Below are 17,440 nucleotides of genomic sequence, written 5' to 3'. Positions count from 1 at the left end.
GCCATGGCTCAAATGACAATGATTCAAGCAATCACTGATGCTTTACGCGTTGAAATGAAAAATGATCCTAACGTACTTGTGTTTGGTGAAGACGTTGGTGTAAACGGCGGTGTATTCCGTGCTACTGAAGGTTTACAAGCTGAATTCGGTGAAGATCGTGTAATGGATACTCCACTTGCAGAGTCTGGTATTGGTGGACTTGCAGTTGGACTTGCACTTGAAGGTTTCCGTCCAGTTCCAGAAATCCAATTCTTCGGTTTCGTTTATGAAGTAATGGATTCAATTTCTGGTCAATTAGCTCGTATGCGTTACCGTTCAGGTGGACGTTGGACTGCTCCAGTAACAGTTCGTTCTCCATTCGGTGGCGGTGTTCATACTCCTGAACTACATGCTGATAGCTTAGAAGGATTAGTGGCTCAACAACCTGGTCTAAAAGTTGTTATTCCATCTACTCCATACGATGCAAAAGGTCTTTTAATCTCTGCGATTCGTGACAACGATCCAGTTATCTACTTAGAGCATATGAAATTGTACCGTTCATTCCGTCAAGATGTACCAGAAGGCGAATACACAATTGATTTAGGTAAAGCTGATATCAAACGTGAAGGTACAGATGTATCTGTTATCGCTTACGGTGCTATGGTTCACGCTGCATTAAAAGCTGCTGAAGAACTTGAAAAAGAAGGTATCTCTTTAGAGGTTGTTGACTTACGTACAGTTCAACCATTAGATATCGAAACAATCATCGCTTCTGTTGAAAAAACAGGCCGCGTAGTTGTAGTTCAAGAAGCTCAAAAACAAGCTGGTATTGCAGCTAACGTTGTAGCGGAAATTAACGACCGTGCAATCTTAAACTTAGAAGCTCCAGTTGTACGTGTTGCAGCTGCTGATACAGTATTCCCATTCTCTCAAGCTGAGAGCGTATGGTTACCAAACCACAAAGATATTGTTGAAGCTGTTAACAAAGTAATGAACTTCTAATTTTTTACTTACTCATGTGCAAAAGAAATCAGCGCATGCTGATTTCTTTTGCCATATTCCATAATAATGAAATGAATCAGGGGGCTGAATTCCGTGGCATTTGAATTTAAACTACCAGATATCGGTGAAGGTATCCACGAAGGTGAAATCGTAAAATGGTTTATTAAACCAGGCGATGAAGTAAATGAAGACGATGTACTTCTTGAAGTACAAAATGATAAAGCAGTAGTAGAAATCCCTTCTCCTGTTAAAGGTAAAGTACTTGAAGTACTTGTAGAAGAAGGAACAGTTGCAATTGTAGGAGATACATTAATTAAATTTGATGCTCCTGGATACGAAAACCTTAAATTTAAAGGTGACGATCATGATGCAGCTCCAAAAGCTGAAGAAGCAGCAGTAGAAGCTCCAGCAGCGGAAGCTACTCCAGCAGCAACTGCAGAAGTAGTAAATGAGCGCGTAATCGCTATGCCATCTGTTCGTAAATATGCTCGTGAAAAAGGTGTAGACATTCATAAAGTAGCTGGTTCTGGTAAGAATGGCCGCGTTGTGAAAGCTGACATCGATGCATTTGCAAATGGTGGACAAACAGTAGCAGCAACTGAGGCTCCAGCAGCAGTAGAAGCTACTCCAGCAGCAGCGAAAGAAGCAGCACCAAAAGCACAACCAATTCCAGCTGGTGAATATCCAGAAACTCGTGAGAAAATGAGTGGTATCCGTAAAGCGATTGCGAAGGCAATGGTTAACTCTAAGCACACAGCTCCTCACGTAACATTAATGGATGAAGTTGATGTAACTGAGCTTGTTGCTCACCGTAAGAAGTTCAAAGCTGTTGCAGCTGACAAAGGTATTAAATTAACTTACCTTCCATACGTTGTAAAAGCTTTAACATCTGCATTACGTGAATTCCCAATGTTGAATACTGCTTTAGACGATGCTTCTCAAGAAATCGTTCACAAACATTACTTCAACATCGGTATCGCAGCTGATACAGACAAAGGTCTATTAGTACCAGTTGTTAAAGATACAGATCGTAAATCAATCTTCACTATTTCTAACGAGATCAACGATCTTGCTGGTAAAGCACGTGATGGTCGTTTAGCTCCAGCTGAAATGAAAGGTGCTTCTTGCACAATTACAAACATTGGTTCTGCAGGTGGACAATGGTTCACTCCAGTTATCAATCACCCAGAAGTAGCAATCCTTGGTATCGGCCGTATCGCTGAAAAACCAGTTGTGAAAAATGGTGAGATTGTAGCAGCTCCAGTATTAGCATTATCTCTAAGTTTTGACCATCGTTTAATTGACGGCGCAACTGCTCAAAAAGCATTAAACCAAATTAAACGTCTATTGAATGACCCACAATTATTAGTAATGGAGGCGTAATAACAATGGTAGTAGGAGATTTCCCAATTGAATTAGATACAGTCGTTGTTGGTGCAGGTCCTGGTGGATACGTTGCGGCAATTCGTGCAGCACAATTAGGTCAAAAGGTAGCAATCATCGAAAAAGCTAACCTTGGTGGCGTATGCTTAAACGTTGGATGTATTCCTTCAAAAGCGTTAATCAATGCAGGTCATCGTTATGAGAATGCAATGCATTCTGATGACATGGGTATCACTGCAGAAAACGTAAAAGTTGACTTTACAAAAGTTCAAGAATGGAAAAACGGCGTAGTTAAGAAATTAACTGGCGGTGTTGAAGGCCTTCTTAAAGGTAACAAAGTTGAAATCATTCGCGGTGAAGCTTACTTCGTAGATGCTAACACATTACGCGTAATGACTGAAGAAGCAGCTCAAACTTATACGTTTAAAAATGCTGTTCTTGCAACTGGTTCTACACCAATCGAAATTCCTGGATTCAAATACTCTAAACGTGTTATCAACTCTACAGGCGCTCTAAGCTTACCTGAAATTCCTAAAAAACTTGTTGTAATCGGCGGCGGTTACATCGGTATGGAATTAGGTACTGCATATGCTAACTTCGGTACAGAAGTTACTGTAGTAGAAGCTGGCGACGAAATCTTAGCTGGTTTCGAAAAAGCAATGAGCTCTGTTGTTAAACGTGCCCTTCAGAAAAAAGGCAACGTAAATATCCATACAAAAGCTATGGCTAAAGGCGTTGTAGAAACTGAAACTGGCGTAACAGTTAGCTTCGAAGTTAACGGCGAAGTGAAAACTGTAGAAGCAGATTACGTATTAGTAACTGTAGGTCGTCGTCCAAACACTCAAGAAATCGGTCTTGAGCAAGTTGGAGTTAAAATGACTGACCGCGGTATCATCGAAATCGATGAGCAATGCCGTACAAACGTATCAAACATCTATGCAATCGGTGATATCGTTCCTGGACCACCATTAGCTCACAAAGCTTCTTACGAAGGTAAAGTAGCTGTTGAAGCAATTAGTGGCCATGCATCAGCAATCGATTACATCGGAATTCCAGCAGTATGTTTCACTGATCCAGAATTAGCATCTGTTGGTTACACTAAGAAAGAAGCAGAAGCAGCAGGAATGACTGTAGCTGTATCTAAGTTCCCATTCGCTGCAAACGGTCGTGCATTATCATTAAACAGCACTGACGGTTTCGTACAACTTGTAACACGTAAAGAAGATGGTCTTCTTGTAGGTGCTCAAGTTGCAGGTGCAGGCGCTTCTGATATTATTTCTGAGATTGGTTTAGCTATCGAAGCTGGTATGACAGCAGAAGATATCGCTCAAACAATCCACGCTCACCCAACATTAGGTGAGATCACAATGGAAGCAGCTGAAGTTGCTCTTGGAATGCCAATTCACATTGTAAAATAACAAACAACGCCTCCTAATTTTAGGAGGCGTTGTTTTTCTGTGCTGTACAAATAAAAACAAGAGGTGAATCTTTTTGATTCACCTCTTGTTTTTTATTCTTTATTTTCAAATTGATACATTTCTTTATTTGTACTAGTGTCATTATAAAGGAATAAGACGATATCAGCATTTAGTTTTTTTAAATCATCTTTTACATTTTTACTTGCCCCAAATCGTGGGTCGATAAATGTCGTTTGTTCAAACTCTTGTGCAAATAAAGGATAAGCTGCATCAACATAAGAATCTTTAATAATGACAGCATGTAGTTTATTTTTCGCATTTGGATTTAAGATATTAATCTGTGCATAGTCTGTTTGATAAACGGATGAATACTCTGGTGAAAACTTATTTTTATCAACTGCAAAGAATTCCTTCAACGGTATTTTAATGCTCTCTTCTGATTTTGGACCAAGATAGACCGTATAATTATCCCACACATTTGGATTTTGTTTAAATTGTACATATGGGATTGTTTCAGGTGTTTTTATTAAATTATATAGTTGTTTGTTCCAACTACCGATAAATTGTCCATTTGGTTCTTCTAAAGTTGTTTTATAATCATCTCGATTAACAGCATTGCCGGTAAATACTTTAGAATGGTTAGCAATGTAATTCATTGTTTGTTCGTATGCATAAAATGCACCTCTCATATTCCAATGGTGATCCGTTTTAAAGTATAGCTCTTCTAATTGTTCGTGAGTAAATTCTTTTTGAAAAGCAGGAAGAACATCAATAACAGGGAAATTTATTTTCTGTAACTCTTGTACAAAATAATCACGATGTTTTTGATCGTACCCACGATTTACATATGGCGGGTATTTATACGAAAGTGCCGTTAGTTTACTTGGAGCTAACAAGAAATAAAATTCTGTTTTTGGAAATTGAGTTTTTAGGTTTTCTAATTCATTAACAGATTGCTTAATTTGATCACGCATATCTATTTTTGTCGGTGCAGATAAAATGAAACCGTCATCTGCAACGTAATTGTTATTTACAAAAGTTCGATTGAATTTCAATTGTAACTTTGTATATGTTTCAATAAATCTGTCGCGTGCTGCGATATGATCTGTAAAGTGTAACTCAGTATCTTTGAAATATTTTCCGGATTTTATAGTATCTATAGTTAGGACTGGATTCAAAGCTAATTCTCTGTTTTCAAAATCAGAAAAACTTTTTTTGTCCCAATATATTATTTTACCGGTCCATATACACATTCCGAAAATAATAGCGAGAAATCCTGCAATTAATATACGATTAGTGAAATTTTTCATAGTTAGCCCTCCTTTAGAAACGGAAGTAAATAAATGGATTGTAAGTTGCATTCGTTAAGTACATCATAGTTATGATTAATACACTGAAGTAATAAAGTGGAGATAAAATAACGACCTTTTTATTTGCTAATACAGTCTTGATCCAAGAGAAAATTGGAGCTGACGTAATAATTGCAAGTATAAAGATTCCCCAATAATTCATCACATAGAAATAACTAGTAATGTCAGTCAATGATCCATTTAATCCGAACATTGCTTGTAAAAATTTAGAACAGTAGCTAAAGTTGTCAGCTCTGAAGAAAACCCAGCCGATAATTACTAAAAACATAACGTACACATGTTGAATTGGCCACCATAATCTTTGCAAGATTTTCTCGAACCCGGATTTTTCCAAAGCAATTAAACATCCGTAATAAATACCCCAAATCATAAATGTCCAACTAGCCCCATGCCAAAAACCTGTTAGTGCCCATACTATAAAGAGGTTACGATAAATTTTCCAGCCAGATACTCGGTTTCCACCTAGTGGGATATAGACGTAATCACGGAACCATGAGCCAAGGGAAATATGCCAGCGACGCCAAAATTCAGAAATTGATTTTGAAATGTAGGGGTAATTGAAATTTTCCAGAAAATCAAACCCGAACATTTTTCCTAATCCAATGGCCATATCACTGTAACCTGAAAAATCGAAATAAATTTGTAATGTATAAGCGATCGCACCAATCCAAGCAGTAGATACGCTCATTGTTGCTGGATCCATTGCAAATATTTCATCGGCAATAGCTCCTAGTTGATTCGCAATCAAAACTTTTTTTCCTAATCCAATGATAAAACGGCGAATACCTTCTGAAAACTTATCAGCATTAACTGTTCTAACATGTAATTGATGAGCAATTGTGTTATATCGAACGATTGGTCCCGCAACTAATTGAGGGAAAATAGTAAAATAAAGCGCCAAATCAAACAGATTTCGCTGAGCCTCTACTTTTCTTTTATAAATATCAATAATATAACTCATTGCATGGAAAGTGAAAAAAGAAATCCCGATTGGTAATGGGATTTTTTCGAGTACGATGTTTGTATGAAAAATCCCGTTAATATTATCGACTAAAAAGTTAGCATATTTAAAATATCCAAGTATAGCAGTATTGATAATAATTGCTAAAGTAAGAATGAATTTTCTATTTGCGTCAGATAGTCGGTCTTTATTAAGCCAAATGCCAAACCAATAGTTTATGAAGATAGAAAAAAGCATAAGGAAGACATAGATGGGCTCTCCCCATGCATAAAATAATAAACTAAATAATAAAAGAACGATGTTTTGTAATTCTTTACGTACTGAATAGTACACTAAAAGAATCGCAGGTAAAAAAAGACATAAAAAAAAGAGGTTACTAAATACCATATATCATTGATTCCTTTCTATAGTTAATCCCGAACGATTATACCATGTTTCTAATAAAATAAAGAGAATGAAATGTAAAAATAGGGGAGTATTTGCATATAAATAATGAAGGAATTACATAAATGGTAGAAGGTAAATCATAGAGTAAGTAATAGTATAAAATACTGAGAGGGATAGATTACACAATATAATAGAAGAAATAGGAGGTAACGCTATGAAAACTACGCTGGTTTCATTTTTACATTTAGTTTTATGGAGTGGATTTTCAGCAGTGTTATTATTGTCAAGTCGTGATAAAATTCATTATAAAATTTTTCTTTTTCTTATATTTTTTTATTTAGCGTATATCATAGCGTATGTCATACTAAGTGCAAGGAGAAAAGCAATGCTTCTTACTTGCACAAATAGTATGATTTTTCTAATCGTTTATTTTTGTTTTTAAATTAACGTTTATAGAAATACATTGTTCTCCCATTAAATAGTTGTAACTCTCCTTCTAACTTCTTCGCTAGAAAGCGACTAAATTCATTTGCTTTTCCTTTATCACCAAATGTTGCTGTAGTAGGTAAAGAGATTTGAATGAAAGATTGTTCCTTTTCTATTCCAATCCCCACATAAATAGAATCATATCGATCGTGACTTGATTGGAGTTTTAATGTTGTCGTAGATGTATCTAATATTTCATAAGGAAAAGCTGTATTTGTGTAATCATAATTAATTTGATCACCAGTCTTGGAAGTGACGGTTTTATAGTTATGAAAAAGGTGTTTTACATCCTCTATTGAAATAGATTGTTGATTGGAATTAGGTACAAGCGTAATAAAAGCATGTTGCATATAAGTTCCCCCTAAATTAGTAGAATAATATAATTTTACATCCCACTGAATTTTTTGACAATTAAAAGGAGTATTACTTTTTTTGTTTAATATATTATGAGTAGGAAAGGTGATGTAGAAAGGTGGAAACCGATGTTTGAAAAATTGTATGATGAGCATGAAAGTGTGAAGGTACGATTTTTAGGGTTTATGACACATGATACGCGTTATGATTTTGGGATTATTTATACAAATATGTTTTTTGGAAAGCCACTTATTGTTTGCATGCAAACGGGAAGGTCTACTCTGCTTGGACAAGATGATGTAGAGAATGTTCAATATATGCAGGAAATTTTTAAGTTAGGATCGGAAGAAGAAGCAGCGGAGTTAGCTCAGTTTTTTAAATTTCTTGTTCCGTCTACTTCATTGCATGCAGAATATGAAGAATAATTAATGTGAAACAGTCGTACGTATGGATATGGCTGTTTTTTTGTGTGAATATCGTATACTAATTGAAATTAAAAATATTTAATGTGTTATACTAAAAACCTATTGACGTAAAAAGTATAACATATTAAAATAAAGACAGAAAGTTAAGCGGTTACAAAAGTTTTTGGGATTATAAACTTAGGGGGAAATGAAAAATGGGAACAATCGTATGTCAAGATTGTGAAGGTACAATTGCACACTTCGAGGATGAGAAAGTAACGGTACTTTACGGGAAATGTGGATCTTGCGGGTGTGATCACACAGAGCATACAAAAGCCCAATAATTGATAGAACATGGACAGCTAAAAGTTTTTAGGACCATAAACTTAGGGGGAAATGAAAAATGGGAACAATCGTATGCCAAGTATGTGAAGGAACAATTGCACATTTTGAAGATGAGAAAACGACAGTGCTTTACGGAAAATGTGGTACAAATTGTGACTGTGCTAGTAGAGATAATGCGAAAGCTTAATGATAAATAAGTAGATCACTATTAAAACTCAGGGGGAAATGAAAATGGGAACAATCGTATGCCAAGTATGTGAAGGAACAATTGCACATTTTGAAGATGAAAAGTCAACAGTATTATATGGGAAATGTGGATCTCATTGCGAATGTGACCATAAAGAACATACAAAAGCTTAATAATAAGAAAAAAGCGCCTACATGTGTAGGCGCTTTTTTTAATAAATTGTAGTTGTATGGCCAACTGTTGCAACGATCGCATCATCTCTAATCGGAATAAACCCTATGGCTGTTTGTGGTGTGTTTGGAGAAGCGTAGTGGCTCATGATACGGCTATCAATACGAGTGATCGTATCGGTCAAAAAAGCTGAAATAAAAGCATAAGGGACTCGTCGTTCATTTAATGAGTAGATAATTTCCTCTTTTGTTTTTACACCTACCCCATGTCCGTAAAAAAAGAAATTCCCTAGATAGATTGTATTTTCACCTTGCCACTCGATCGTAGCTGGATTCACTTGTGGATTTTTAAAGTAAACGAGATCACCTGGAACAAGATCGCCACCCGTTTTTGTTATGAGCTTTAAATCTTGATCGTAGTCCCATGTATAAAGTAAAAGGTTTGCAAATAGACGGTTGAAAGTTTCTTCCTCATACAAGGATAGTAAAGCCTTGTAAAAAATAATTATCATAGCGGTAGCACATTCAGTCCCATATAGTTTTCCATTTTTAAAAATATCTTGTATGGCAATAGAAGGTGATATGTTTGGAAGGAGCTGGAACCCACCTAGTGATGTTCTTTTCCAGTACTGTGGGTTGCAAAAGGATTGTTGAAACGTACGAAACTGAAATCCACTCTGAAACAGTTCTAATGCAGAAGTAATAATATTTACTCGCAAATTTAGATCAAAGCTGAGTTCATCAGCTGTTCGGAAGGAATAAACTTCTTGATTTCCCGCCATTATGGATAAAATTTGTTGCTTCTCAGCTGCAAATGGCTCATATTCATTTGTGATATAAGGGTGTACAATAGAACGGCCTATCACAATCATAATGGTATCCCCACCTATACGTTACATTCTGTAGTATCGTATGAGGAAAAGAAAAAAAGGTGAAAGAAAAGCCTATCAACTGATAGGCTTGTACTCTTTAATAACACGTAATGTTTGTAATGTCATATCTTCAGGACCTTGTACAGGTAAACCTGCTTCTAAATTTTTACGAATATACTCTAAATTATCTTGTGTAATAATTTCCCCCGGAGTAAAGATTGGAATCCCTGGTGGATAAACCATAACAAAATCAGCTATAATACGACCTGCTGCATTTTCAAATGGAATGACTTCTGTTTCCGAATAAAAAGCATCTCGAGGAGAAAGTGCTAGCACCGGTATTTCTGGAATTTCTACTTGTACTTGAACACCTTTATCTGCCCTATTTCTAAACGTTGCTGCTAAATCTTGTAATGCTACAATAAGTGTATTTGTCTCACTTTCTGTATCTCCTAAAGTGATAAGACATAGTATGTTGTATAAATCTGAGAGTTCTACTTCAATGTTATAGTGCTCTCTAAGCCATACTTCAGCTTGATGGCCGGTAATACCTAAATCTTTTACAGATACAATTATCTTTGTAGGATCATAGTTAAAAGTAGCGTCTGTACCTAACATTTCTTTTCCAGGACAGTAAAGATGCTCAATAGCATTTATAGCATCACGAACATGTTCAGCTAATTGTATTGTTTGTTCAATGAGCGCTGTTCCTTCTGTAGCAAGGCGTTTTCTAGCAACATCAAGAGATGCTAATAAGATGTAAGAAGTTGATGTAGTCGTAAGCATGCTAATAATAGATTGGACATGTTTTACGTTCACAAGGCCTTCTTTCACATTCAGAATAGAACTTTGAGTTAAAGATCCTCCTAATTTGTGTACACTTGTTGCTGCCATATCTGCACCAGCTTGCATCGCTGACATCGGCAATTCATCGTGAAAATGAATATGAACACCATGAGCCTCATCGACTAGTACAGGGATATCGTAAGAATGTGCTAATTGTACAATCTGTTCTAAGTCTGCAGCAAAGCCAAAGTATGTTGGATTAATAACAAGTAAGCCCTTCGCATCTGGGTGTTCTTCAAGTGCCTTTTTGACAGATTGAATTGTGATTCCATGAGAAATACCGAGTTTTGGATCGATTTCAGGATGCATGAATATAGGTTTTGCACCTGAAAAAATAATAGCTGACATTACTGATTTATGCACGTTTCTTGGTACTAGGATTTTGTCACCAGGACCGCAAACGCTCATCACCATTGTCATAATAGCGCCACTTGTACCTTGAACAGAAAAGAAAGTATGATCTGCACCAAATGCAGCAGCGGCTAAATTTTGTGCCTCTTTAATCATACCCTTTGGATGATGCAAATCATCGAGTGGCGCAATATTAATTAAATCAATTGCTAATGCGTTATGCCCAATAAATTCGCGAAATATAGGATCCATGCCCTGTCCTTTTTTATGACCAGGAATATGGAATTGAATTGGATTTCGCTTACTGTGCTCAACTAAAGCGGTAAACAATGGTGTTTCGTATTGGGACAATCTATACACCCCTTCTTCTTCATAATATTTAGTATAACTTGTTTTATATAATCTTGTTCTAAAAAAGTTAAGTTCTTTTTAGAATGAGACTTGTTTTTCTGCCATTCACAAAAGCGTTTTTGAGATGGTAGGTTCACTTTATTTTCTATAAAACAAAAGCATTATATCACCAATAATTATAGATGTATAGAAAAAAATGTTTTTAAGGTGAGTATGTTTAATAGTTAAGTTCAACTAATTAATAGAGGAAGACAATTCCATCAAAATGAATAAATAGTGTATAATGCAAAGTGGCTATAGTGGAGAAGAAAAAGATTCTTTAAGATAGCATAATGAAACAATAAGAAATGATAAATGAGGTGCAAAATGGAATATCAATATCCGTTAGATTATAATTGGTCAAATGAGGAAATGGTTACAATTGTGAAGTTTTATGAAGCAATAGAGAAAGTATATGAAAAAGGAATTAAACGAGAAGAATTAATGGGGTTATATCGTCGTTTTAAAGAGATTGTTCCATCAAAAGCAGAAGAAAAGAAAATTGATAAAGAGTTTCAAGAAGTAAGTGGATATTCTATATACCGTGCCATTCAAAAGGCCAAAGAAGCCGAAGAACAAAAGTTAGTAAAAATATAAAAAATATTTTGAAAAATAAAAACTGAAGTGATATAATGTGATAACAACTAAAAACGGACAATATAAATTGTCCGTTTTCTACTATCGATTACAAAGTGCATATAAGGGAAGGAGTGATTGCATCGTAGATTCAATCTTAGCAAGGAATTGTTCGTTGGTCATTGCTGAAAACTCCTCTGGTGATATATGAATACCGACTAATAATTCTGCTTTTTTCACAGTAGCTAAACGTTCAATCATCTTTTGTAAGTCTTCTGTTCCAAGTGTTTTATGTAATTTTACACTTGGTTTAGTATGGTCAATGGACCAAACGAAGTCATTTGGAATATTTGTTTTTAAATCATTTAAATGTTCTAAGAAGGCGTGAGCCGTCTCCACTTTTTGTGGACACTCATAAATTAAACCAAAGTATATGAAGGCATGAGTACCCCATAACCCAATTTGGAAGTGTGGTAGCATTTTATATCCGCGTTTATTTGTTGAAAAAGCAACCCAAGTATCGTTTGGTGGATTGACTTTGCGACGTGCATGTTTTGCTACATGATAGAAAAAGTTTTCATCAGTTTGCTTGGATAAATACTCTGCAAACTGTTCCCCTAAAGCTTCTAGCTTAGGATGAATATTCGTTTTAATTGCACTCATTCGTTCTTCGAGACCATCAACTGTGAATACATCAAAATCAGTTGATTTGAATGTTTGTAGTGTCATGATTGTTCCTCCAACTCCTATTTTGCTTTTATTTTAGCATAGCTTGTACTATTCATAAAAAAAACAGCACAAAAAAATTTAAATAAAAAAATATAATTTTGTTGCATAGATGATTTATCCAACATAGTATAGTATAAAACAAAAAATCAGAAAATTGAATTAATTCTAGTCCGAGGGCAAACGAATATTGGGAGGAGGCAAATAATATGAGACAGGTGATTAATGCGTTAAAGAGAACAGATGCTGAAAAGAGAATTCCGGTGCTACGTTTGGAGCTAGATTATGAATTAGCAACTTTATATGATGCGATGATGGAAGACGATAAACAGAAAAAAGAAGAGTGTGTACAGAAGTTAGAAGTGTTAAGACTTGAAATGATTCGTTTAGAAGCGTAATAATAGTATATGTATAAAAAATTAGTTGGTGCGAACCTTATAAAGGGTTCGTTTTTTCTGTGAACAGTAAAGATCGGAGTGTTTAAACATGCACGAGGTATGGAAAGACATCGATACACACGCGAAACAATGGATTCGAGACGCAGGAGAGCGTTTAATGGTAACAATGAAAAAAGCACTTATTATAGAAACAAAATCAAATGCAGCGGATTTAGTAACGAATATGGACAGAGAAACGGAGCAGTTTTTAATTGGGAAAATTAAAGAAACATACCCAGACCATTATATTTTAGGCGAAGAAGGTTACGGAGATGAGGTTACTTCATCTGATGGGGTTGTTTGGTTAATTGATCCAATTGATGGCACGATGAACTTTGTTCATCAAAAAAGAAATTTCGCAATTTCAATTGGAATTTATGAGAACGGTATCGGAAGAATTGGTCTTATTTATGATCCAGTTCATGATGAATTATATCATGCTGTAAAGGGGGAAGGGGCTTTTTGTAATGATGTATCTATTCCTATGCTGGAAGAAGGGACAGTAGAGCAAGGGATTATTGCTCTAAATGCAATATGGCTTACCGACAACCCGTTGCTTAATATGGAAAAAATGATGACGCTTGTTAAGAAAGCGAGAGGCACTAGGTCATATGGTTGTGCAGCGTTAGAAATGGTATATGTTGCAACAGGAAGAATAGATGCATATGTAACACCGAGATTATCACCATGGGATTTTGGTGGGGGACAAATAATAGTAGAGGAAGTTGGAGGAAAGGTGACAACATTCTCCGGAAATCCACTTTCTATCGTAGAGAAGAGCAGTGTGTTAGTTGGAAAACCAAGGGTATATGAAGAAATATTACCATTCGTATCGCAATAACAAAAAAAGTAAGAGGCTATGAAAGAAGCTTCTTACTTTTTAACGTTATTGCGATTTACGCATTTTTCTTTTTGTTACAAAACCGTATCCAACTGTAACAAATGTGCCGATAATGCAAATAATAACACCGATGGGACTATTTTCAGCAATCATAATGCCGATACCAATTAAGAAAATCACACCGATAATTGCGGTTAATAAAAAGCGATATTGAATGTGTTCCATTTCTTCACCCTCCAATCTCATTTTACTTTCACAAAAGTAAGAATACAACTATATTTTCATTCTTGCTTTTATTTTGATTGCCATTGTATCCCCTTCGCTCTTATAATAGAGAAGGATTAAAAAGACATTAGGAGTTGGACATGTTGAAAAAACGACAAGATTTACGAAATATAGCAATTATTGCCCACGTTGACCATGGTAAAACAACACTTGTTGACCAGTTATTACGTCAAGCGGGGACGTTCCGTGCGAATGAACATATTGAAGAACGCGCAATGGACTCAAACGATCTAGAAAGAGAACGTGGTATTACAATTTTAGCGAAGAATACTGCGATTCACTATGAAGATAAAAGAATTAACATTTTAGATACACCTGGTCATGCTGACTTCGGTGGAGAAGTAGAACGTATCATGAAAATGGTTGATGGTGTTTTACTTGTTGTTGATGCATATGAAGGTTGTATGCCGCAAACACGATTTGTTTTAAAGAAAGCTCTTGAGCAAAACTTAACTCCAATCGTTGTTGTAAACAAAATTGACCGTGACTTCGCTCGCCCTGATGAAGTAGTTGATGAAGTAGTCGACTTATTCATCGAACTTGGTGCAAACGAAGATCAATTAGAGTTCCCAGTAGTATTTGCATCAGCAATGAACGGAACAGCAAGCTTAGATTCAAATCCAGCAAATCAAGAAGAGAATATGAAATCATTATTTGACACAATTATTGAACATATTCCAGCACCAGTTGATAACAGTGATGAGCCACTTCAATTCCAAGTAGCACTTCTTGATTACAATGACTATGTTGGCCGTATCGGTGTTGGACGCGTATTCCGCGGTACAATGAAAGTAGGACAACAAGTTGCATTAATGAAGGTTGACGGAACTGTAAAACAATTCCGTGTAACGAAATTATTTGGTTACATTGGATTAAAACGTCAAGAAATTGAAGAAGCAAAAGCTGGAGATTTAGTAGCTGTTTCAGGTATGGAAGACATTAACGTAGGTGAAACGGTATGTCCAGTTGAGCATGAAGAGGCTTTACCATTATTACGTATTGATGAGCCAACACTACAAATGACATTCCTTGTAAATAACAGCCCATTTGCAGGTCGTGAAGGTAAATTTATTACATCTCGTAAAATTGAAGAGCGTCTTCGTTCACAATTAGAAACGGACGTAAGTTTACGTGTAGATAATACAGATTCTCCGGATGCATGGATCGTATCTGGACGTGGAGAATTACATTTATCTATCTTAATCGAAAACATGCGTCGTGAAGGTTATGAGTTACAAGTATCTAAGCCGGAAGTAATCATTAAAGAAGTTGATGGCGTAAGATGTGAGCCTGTAGAGCGTGTACAAATCGATGTACCTGAAGAGTACACTGGTTCTATTATGGAATCTATGGGTGCGCGTAAAGGTGAAATGTTAGATATGGTGAATAACGGAAACGGTCAAGTTCGCCTTACTTTCATGGTTCCAGCACGTGGTTTAATTGGTTACACTACAGAATTCCTAACATTAACTCGTGGTTACGGTATTTTAAACCACACATTCGACTCTTACCAACCAGTACACGCTGGGCAAGTTGGTGGACGTCGCCAAGGTGTTCTAGTTTCACTTGAAACAGGAAAAGCATCACAATACGGTATTATGCAAGTTGAAGATCGCGGTGTAATCTTCGTTGAACCAGGTACAGAAGTATATGCTGGTATGATTGTAGGAGAACATACACGTGAGAATGATTTAACAGTTAACGTTGTAAAAATGAAACAACAAACTAATATTCGTTCTGCGACGAAAGATCAAACTTCAACAATGAAAAAACCACGCTTAATGACTTTAGAAGAGTCATTAGAGTACTTAAACGAAGACGAATACTGTGAAGTAACTCCAGAATCAATTCGTTTACGTAAAAAGATTCTTGATAAGAGCGAGCGCGAAAGAGCTGCTAAGAAAAAGAAATCTGTAGAAGCGTAAAATAATAGAGCAGCTACCTTGGATAAAGGTAGCTGTTTTTTTATTACGCTTATTTTTTAGAATATTTACTCTTTTTTGTGGACAGTATTTTTTTCACGAGGTACTCTTGTATTAAGTACATAAAGAAAACTTATTTTTATTGCTAGGGGGGGAAGAGTGTGTTAGAGAGGATGTCTTTTTTTGCTAAATTATGTAAGGTGGATGAAAATCCAGAGTTAGGGATGTGGTTGCTGTATGGAACGATTATCATATTAAGTGCACTTGTATACAATTTAGGATTTGCAAGGAAGCTATCGGTATTAAAAAATATAGTGATATATATATCTTTAGCAATTGGGTGCACGGTTTTAACTTTCTTTGCAGTTTTTTTACCTATTGGAGAGGGGCTTGTTGTGGCGGCGATTGTACTTGGGATTTATAGGCTACGTTTACGTCAAGCGAAACAACAAAAAGTAGGATGAGAAGGGGGAAGGTTTCATGCGTTCAGTACAAGATGCACTATATAATTGGTTAACAATTAAAACAGTTGCTGAAGCACGTCCGGATGATAGTGCTGCAGAAGAAACGTATTTGTTATTTCAAAATATGATATATGAAGAATACAAATTAAGGAATGTAGAAGTTAAAAAGAACGAGGAAATGTATTTGATTACATACGAAATTAATGAGGAAAGAAAATCTGTGAGGTTTCCGTTAGAAGCTATTGACTGTTTTTTGGATCAGATGGATCGTGAACCCGAAAAATATAAATAAGTCCTTATCTATATGATTAAGGACTTATTTATATTTTACCAATCGTCTTCTACTTTTTTATCACGATATAGTCGGAAAGTACCACTTGCATGACGCTCCATCGTACGCTCTGCAATGCGTTCCGAACATTCCGTGCACATATATGTATGAATAGGGCGATTACGTAGTTTTTTTGCCATAGGATTTTCATCATCTAACATATCTTTTTTATCACAAATCATACACTTGACTCTCATTTCGTCACCTCAATACGAATTCTATCAGTATAAGTATATCACGGAAGCGTAATGTTTTTGAATAATAGCAGGAAAAAATAATATTTTCGCAATTCGAAAAATAAGTTATGATAAGGATACATTAAGTATATTTGGAGGTGGAAATATGGCGAATGTAGTAGAGCCTACATTAACAGACGATTTAGTACAAACGTTCCGTAAAGAATGTATTGTTATGGTAGCAACAACAGATTTTGAAAAACAAGTTCCTAACGTAAGTGCTATTTCTTGGGTGTATGCAGTGAGTGAAACTAGTATTCGATTTGCGGTAGATCAACGTTCACGTATTGTGGAAAATATAAGGCGCAATACAGGAGTGGTATTGACTATAATGGCGAATGAATCCGTATTTTCCATAAGTGGTGCAGGTGAAATTTTGACAGATAGAATGGAAGGCATTCCTCTAAAATTAACTGTAATAGAAGTAAATGTGCAAGAAGTACGTGATGTTATGTTTTATGGAGCGAAACTCGCAATTGAACCAACATATGAAAAAACATACGATCTTCGGGCAGCAAAAAAGCTGGATAACCAAGTGTTGGTAGGAATGAAAGAATTATAAATGAGATGAAGAAAAAACTTGTTCATGAACATTTGGAATCGATTATTGTGATTTAATGTTAATAATTATAATTAAAAGTAATATATTGAATAGAAATGAATAAAAAATAATAAAGAAAAGGTTTAATTGCTATGATTTTCGATTCTACCTCGTTT

At 35.7% G+C, this 17,440-nt stretch carries 23 protein-coding genes; 15 read left to right on the top strand and 8 right to left on the bottom strand.

The window, feature by feature from the left end:
• Nucleotides 1–3 precede the first annotated feature (3 nt).
• From pdhB to lpdA, 3 genes are all read left to right on the top strand, one after another.
• Entirely contained in the window at nt 4–981 is a 978-nt protein-coding gene (gene pdhB, locus MR065_RS00245; protein WP_000068166.1) for a pyruvate dehydrogenase complex E1 component subunit beta, read from the top strand.
• 93 nt (nt 982–1,074) lie between these two features.
• Complete coding sequence (gene pdhC, locus MR065_RS00240) at nt 1,075–2,364, top strand: pyruvate dehydrogenase complex dihydrolipoyllysine-residue acetyltransferase (protein ID WP_098267922.1); 1,290 nt, start codon at nt 1,075–1,077, stop codon at nt 2,362–2,364.
• 5 nt (nt 2,365–2,369) lie between these two features.
• Entirely contained in the window at nt 2,370–3,782 is a 1,413-nt protein-coding gene (gene lpdA / locus MR065_RS00235) for a dihydrolipoyl dehydrogenase (RefSeq protein WP_242212051.1), read from the top strand.
• A 92-nt stretch (nt 3,783–3,874) separates the two neighbouring features.
• Here lpdA and MR065_RS00230 read toward each other — a convergent pair whose 3' ends face one another.
• Together MR065_RS00230 and MR065_RS00225 are read right to left on the bottom strand one after the other, a co-directional pair.
• Nucleotides 3,875–5,092 (bottom strand): DHHW family protein, encoded by a 1,218-nt coding sequence (locus tag MR065_RS00230; RefSeq protein ID WP_242212050.1) that lies wholly within the window; start codon nt 5,090–5,092, stop codon nt 3,875–3,877.
• A 13-nt stretch (nt 5,093–5,105) separates the two neighbouring features.
• Complete coding sequence (locus MR065_RS00225; RefSeq protein WP_242212049.1) at nt 5,106–6,500, bottom strand: MBOAT family O-acyltransferase; 1,395 nt, start codon at nt 6,498–6,500, stop codon at nt 5,106–5,108.
• A 214-nt stretch (nt 6,501–6,714) separates the two neighbouring features.
• Here MR065_RS00225 and MR065_RS00220 point away from each other — a divergent pair, with 214 nt between their 5' ends.
• Nucleotides 6,715–6,942 (top strand): hypothetical protein, encoded by a 228-nt coding sequence (locus MR065_RS00220; RefSeq protein WP_098267918.1) that lies wholly within the window; start codon nt 6,715–6,717, stop codon nt 6,940–6,942.
• Nucleotide 6,943: 1 nt separating this feature from the next.
• On the opposite strand, the gene MR065_RS00215 is transcribed toward MR065_RS00220, so the two are convergent.
• The gene (locus MR065_RS00215) at nt 6,944–7,336 is read right to left on the bottom strand and encodes a DUF1885 family protein (protein WP_242212048.1); all 393 of its coding nucleotides are present in this window, start codon (nt 7,334–7,336) and stop codon (nt 6,944–6,946) included.
• A 132-nt stretch (nt 7,337–7,468) separates the two neighbouring features.
• Between MR065_RS00215 and MR065_RS00210 the strand changes: the two genes are divergently transcribed.
• From MR065_RS00210 to MR065_RS00195, 4 genes are all read left to right on the top strand, one after another.
• A complete protein-coding gene (locus MR065_RS00210) occupies nt 7,469–7,765 on the top strand; it encodes a DUF3055 domain-containing protein (protein WP_242212047.1) in 297 nt (98 codons plus the stop codon).
• Nucleotides 7,766–7,959: 194 nt separating this feature from the next.
• Nucleotides 7,960–8,088, top strand: coding sequence for a GapA-binding peptide SR1P (locus tag MR065_RS00205; protein ID WP_000536778.1), 129 nt, complete (start codon nt 7,960–7,962; stop codon nt 8,086–8,088).
• Nucleotides 8,089–8,147: 59 nt separating this feature from the next.
• Entirely contained in the window at nt 8,148–8,276 is a 129-nt protein-coding gene (locus MR065_RS00200; RefSeq protein WP_000536789.1) for a GapA-binding peptide SR1P, read from the top strand.
• Nucleotides 8,277–8,320: 44 nt separating this feature from the next.
• Entirely contained in the window at nt 8,321–8,449 is a 129-nt protein-coding gene (locus tag MR065_RS00195) for a GapA-binding peptide SR1P (protein WP_000536785.1), read from the top strand.
• A gap of 38 nt (nt 8,450–8,487) precedes the next feature.
• Here the strand turns inward: MR065_RS00195 and MR065_RS00190 are convergent, their stop codons facing one another.
• Nucleotides 8,488–9,318: a protein-glutamine gamma-glutamyltransferase gene (locus tag MR065_RS00190; protein WP_098267916.1), complete on the bottom strand. Its 831-nt coding sequence runs from the start codon at nt 9,316–9,318 to the stop codon at nt 8,488–8,490.
• Between the two features lie 75 nt (nt 9,319–9,393).
• Entirely contained in the window at nt 9,394–10,866 is a 1,473-nt protein-coding gene (gene speA, locus MR065_RS00185; protein WP_141436418.1) for an arginine decarboxylase, read from the bottom strand.
• A gap of 366 nt (nt 10,867–11,232) precedes the next feature.
• On the opposite strand from speA, the gene MR065_RS00180 reads away from it, so the two are divergent.
• Nucleotides 11,233–11,502, top strand: coding sequence for a UPF0223 family protein (locus tag MR065_RS00180; RefSeq protein WP_242212046.1), 270 nt, complete (start codon nt 11,233–11,235; stop codon nt 11,500–11,502).
• Between the two features lie 81 nt (nt 11,503–11,583).
• Here the strand turns inward: MR065_RS00180 and MR065_RS00175 are convergent, their stop codons facing one another.
• The gene (locus MR065_RS00175; protein ID WP_242212045.1) at nt 11,584–12,210 is read right to left on the bottom strand and encodes a YktB family protein; all 627 of its coding nucleotides are present in this window, start codon (nt 12,208–12,210) and stop codon (nt 11,584–11,586) included.
• Between the two features lie 206 nt (nt 12,211–12,416).
• Here MR065_RS00175 and MR065_RS00170 point away from each other — a divergent pair, with 206 nt between their 5' ends.
• Nucleotides 12,417–12,605, top strand: coding sequence for a hypothetical protein (locus MR065_RS00170; protein WP_001250164.1), 189 nt, complete (start codon nt 12,417–12,419; stop codon nt 12,603–12,605).
• Nucleotides 12,606–12,693: 88 nt separating this feature from the next.
• Entirely contained in the window at nt 12,694–13,485 is a 792-nt protein-coding gene (locus tag MR065_RS00165; protein ID WP_098989385.1) for an inositol monophosphatase family protein, read from the top strand.
• 45 nt (nt 13,486–13,530) lie between these two features.
• On the opposite strand, the gene MR065_RS00160 is transcribed toward MR065_RS00165, so the two are convergent.
• Nucleotides 13,531–13,710: a DUF5325 family protein gene (locus MR065_RS00160; protein WP_071746871.1), complete on the bottom strand. Its 180-nt coding sequence runs from the start codon at nt 13,708–13,710 to the stop codon at nt 13,531–13,533.
• A gap of 140 nt (nt 13,711–13,850) precedes the next feature.
• On the opposite strand from MR065_RS00160, the gene typA reads away from it, so the two are divergent.
• From typA to MR065_RS00145, 3 genes are all read left to right on the top strand, one after another.
• The gene (typA, locus tag MR065_RS00155; RefSeq protein WP_098267912.1) at nt 13,851–15,695 is read left to right on the top strand and encodes a translational GTPase TypA; all 1,845 of its coding nucleotides are present in this window, start codon (nt 13,851–13,853) and stop codon (nt 15,693–15,695) included.
• Nucleotides 15,696–15,853: 158 nt separating this feature from the next.
• Nucleotides 15,854–16,156, top strand: a complete 303-nt coding sequence (locus MR065_RS00150; protein ID WP_242212044.1) for a YlaH-like family protein — start codon at nt 15,854–15,856, stop codon at nt 16,154–16,156.
• Nucleotides 16,157–16,172: 16 nt separating this feature from the next.
• On the top strand, nt 16,173–16,448 hold the full coding sequence (locus MR065_RS00145; RefSeq protein ID WP_098267911.1) for a hypothetical protein: 276 nt from the start codon (nt 16,173–16,175) through the stop codon (nt 16,446–16,448).
• Nucleotides 16,449–16,483: 35 nt separating this feature from the next.
• Here the strand turns inward: MR065_RS00145 and MR065_RS00140 are convergent, their stop codons facing one another.
• Nucleotides 16,484–16,684, bottom strand: a complete 201-nt coding sequence (locus MR065_RS00140) for a YlaI family protein (protein ID WP_097904461.1) — start codon at nt 16,682–16,684, stop codon at nt 16,484–16,486.
• 145 nt (nt 16,685–16,829) lie between these two features.
• Between MR065_RS00140 and MR065_RS00135 the strand changes: the two genes are divergently transcribed.
• A complete protein-coding gene (locus MR065_RS00135; RefSeq protein ID WP_097904460.1) occupies nt 16,830–17,285 on the top strand; it encodes a pyridoxamine 5'-phosphate oxidase family protein in 456 nt (151 codons plus the stop codon).
• The last annotated feature ends 155 nt before the right edge of the window (nt 17,286–17,440 follow it).

The sequence above is a fragment of the Bacillus cereus group sp. BfR-BA-01383 genome (assembly GCF_022663495.1).
Lineage (GTDB): Bacteria > Bacillota > Bacilli > Bacillales > Bacillaceae_G > Bacillus_A > Bacillus_A cereus_AU.
The sequence above is the reverse complement of the archived record's forward strand: the minus strand, read 5'-3'. Positions and strand labels throughout refer to the sequence as shown.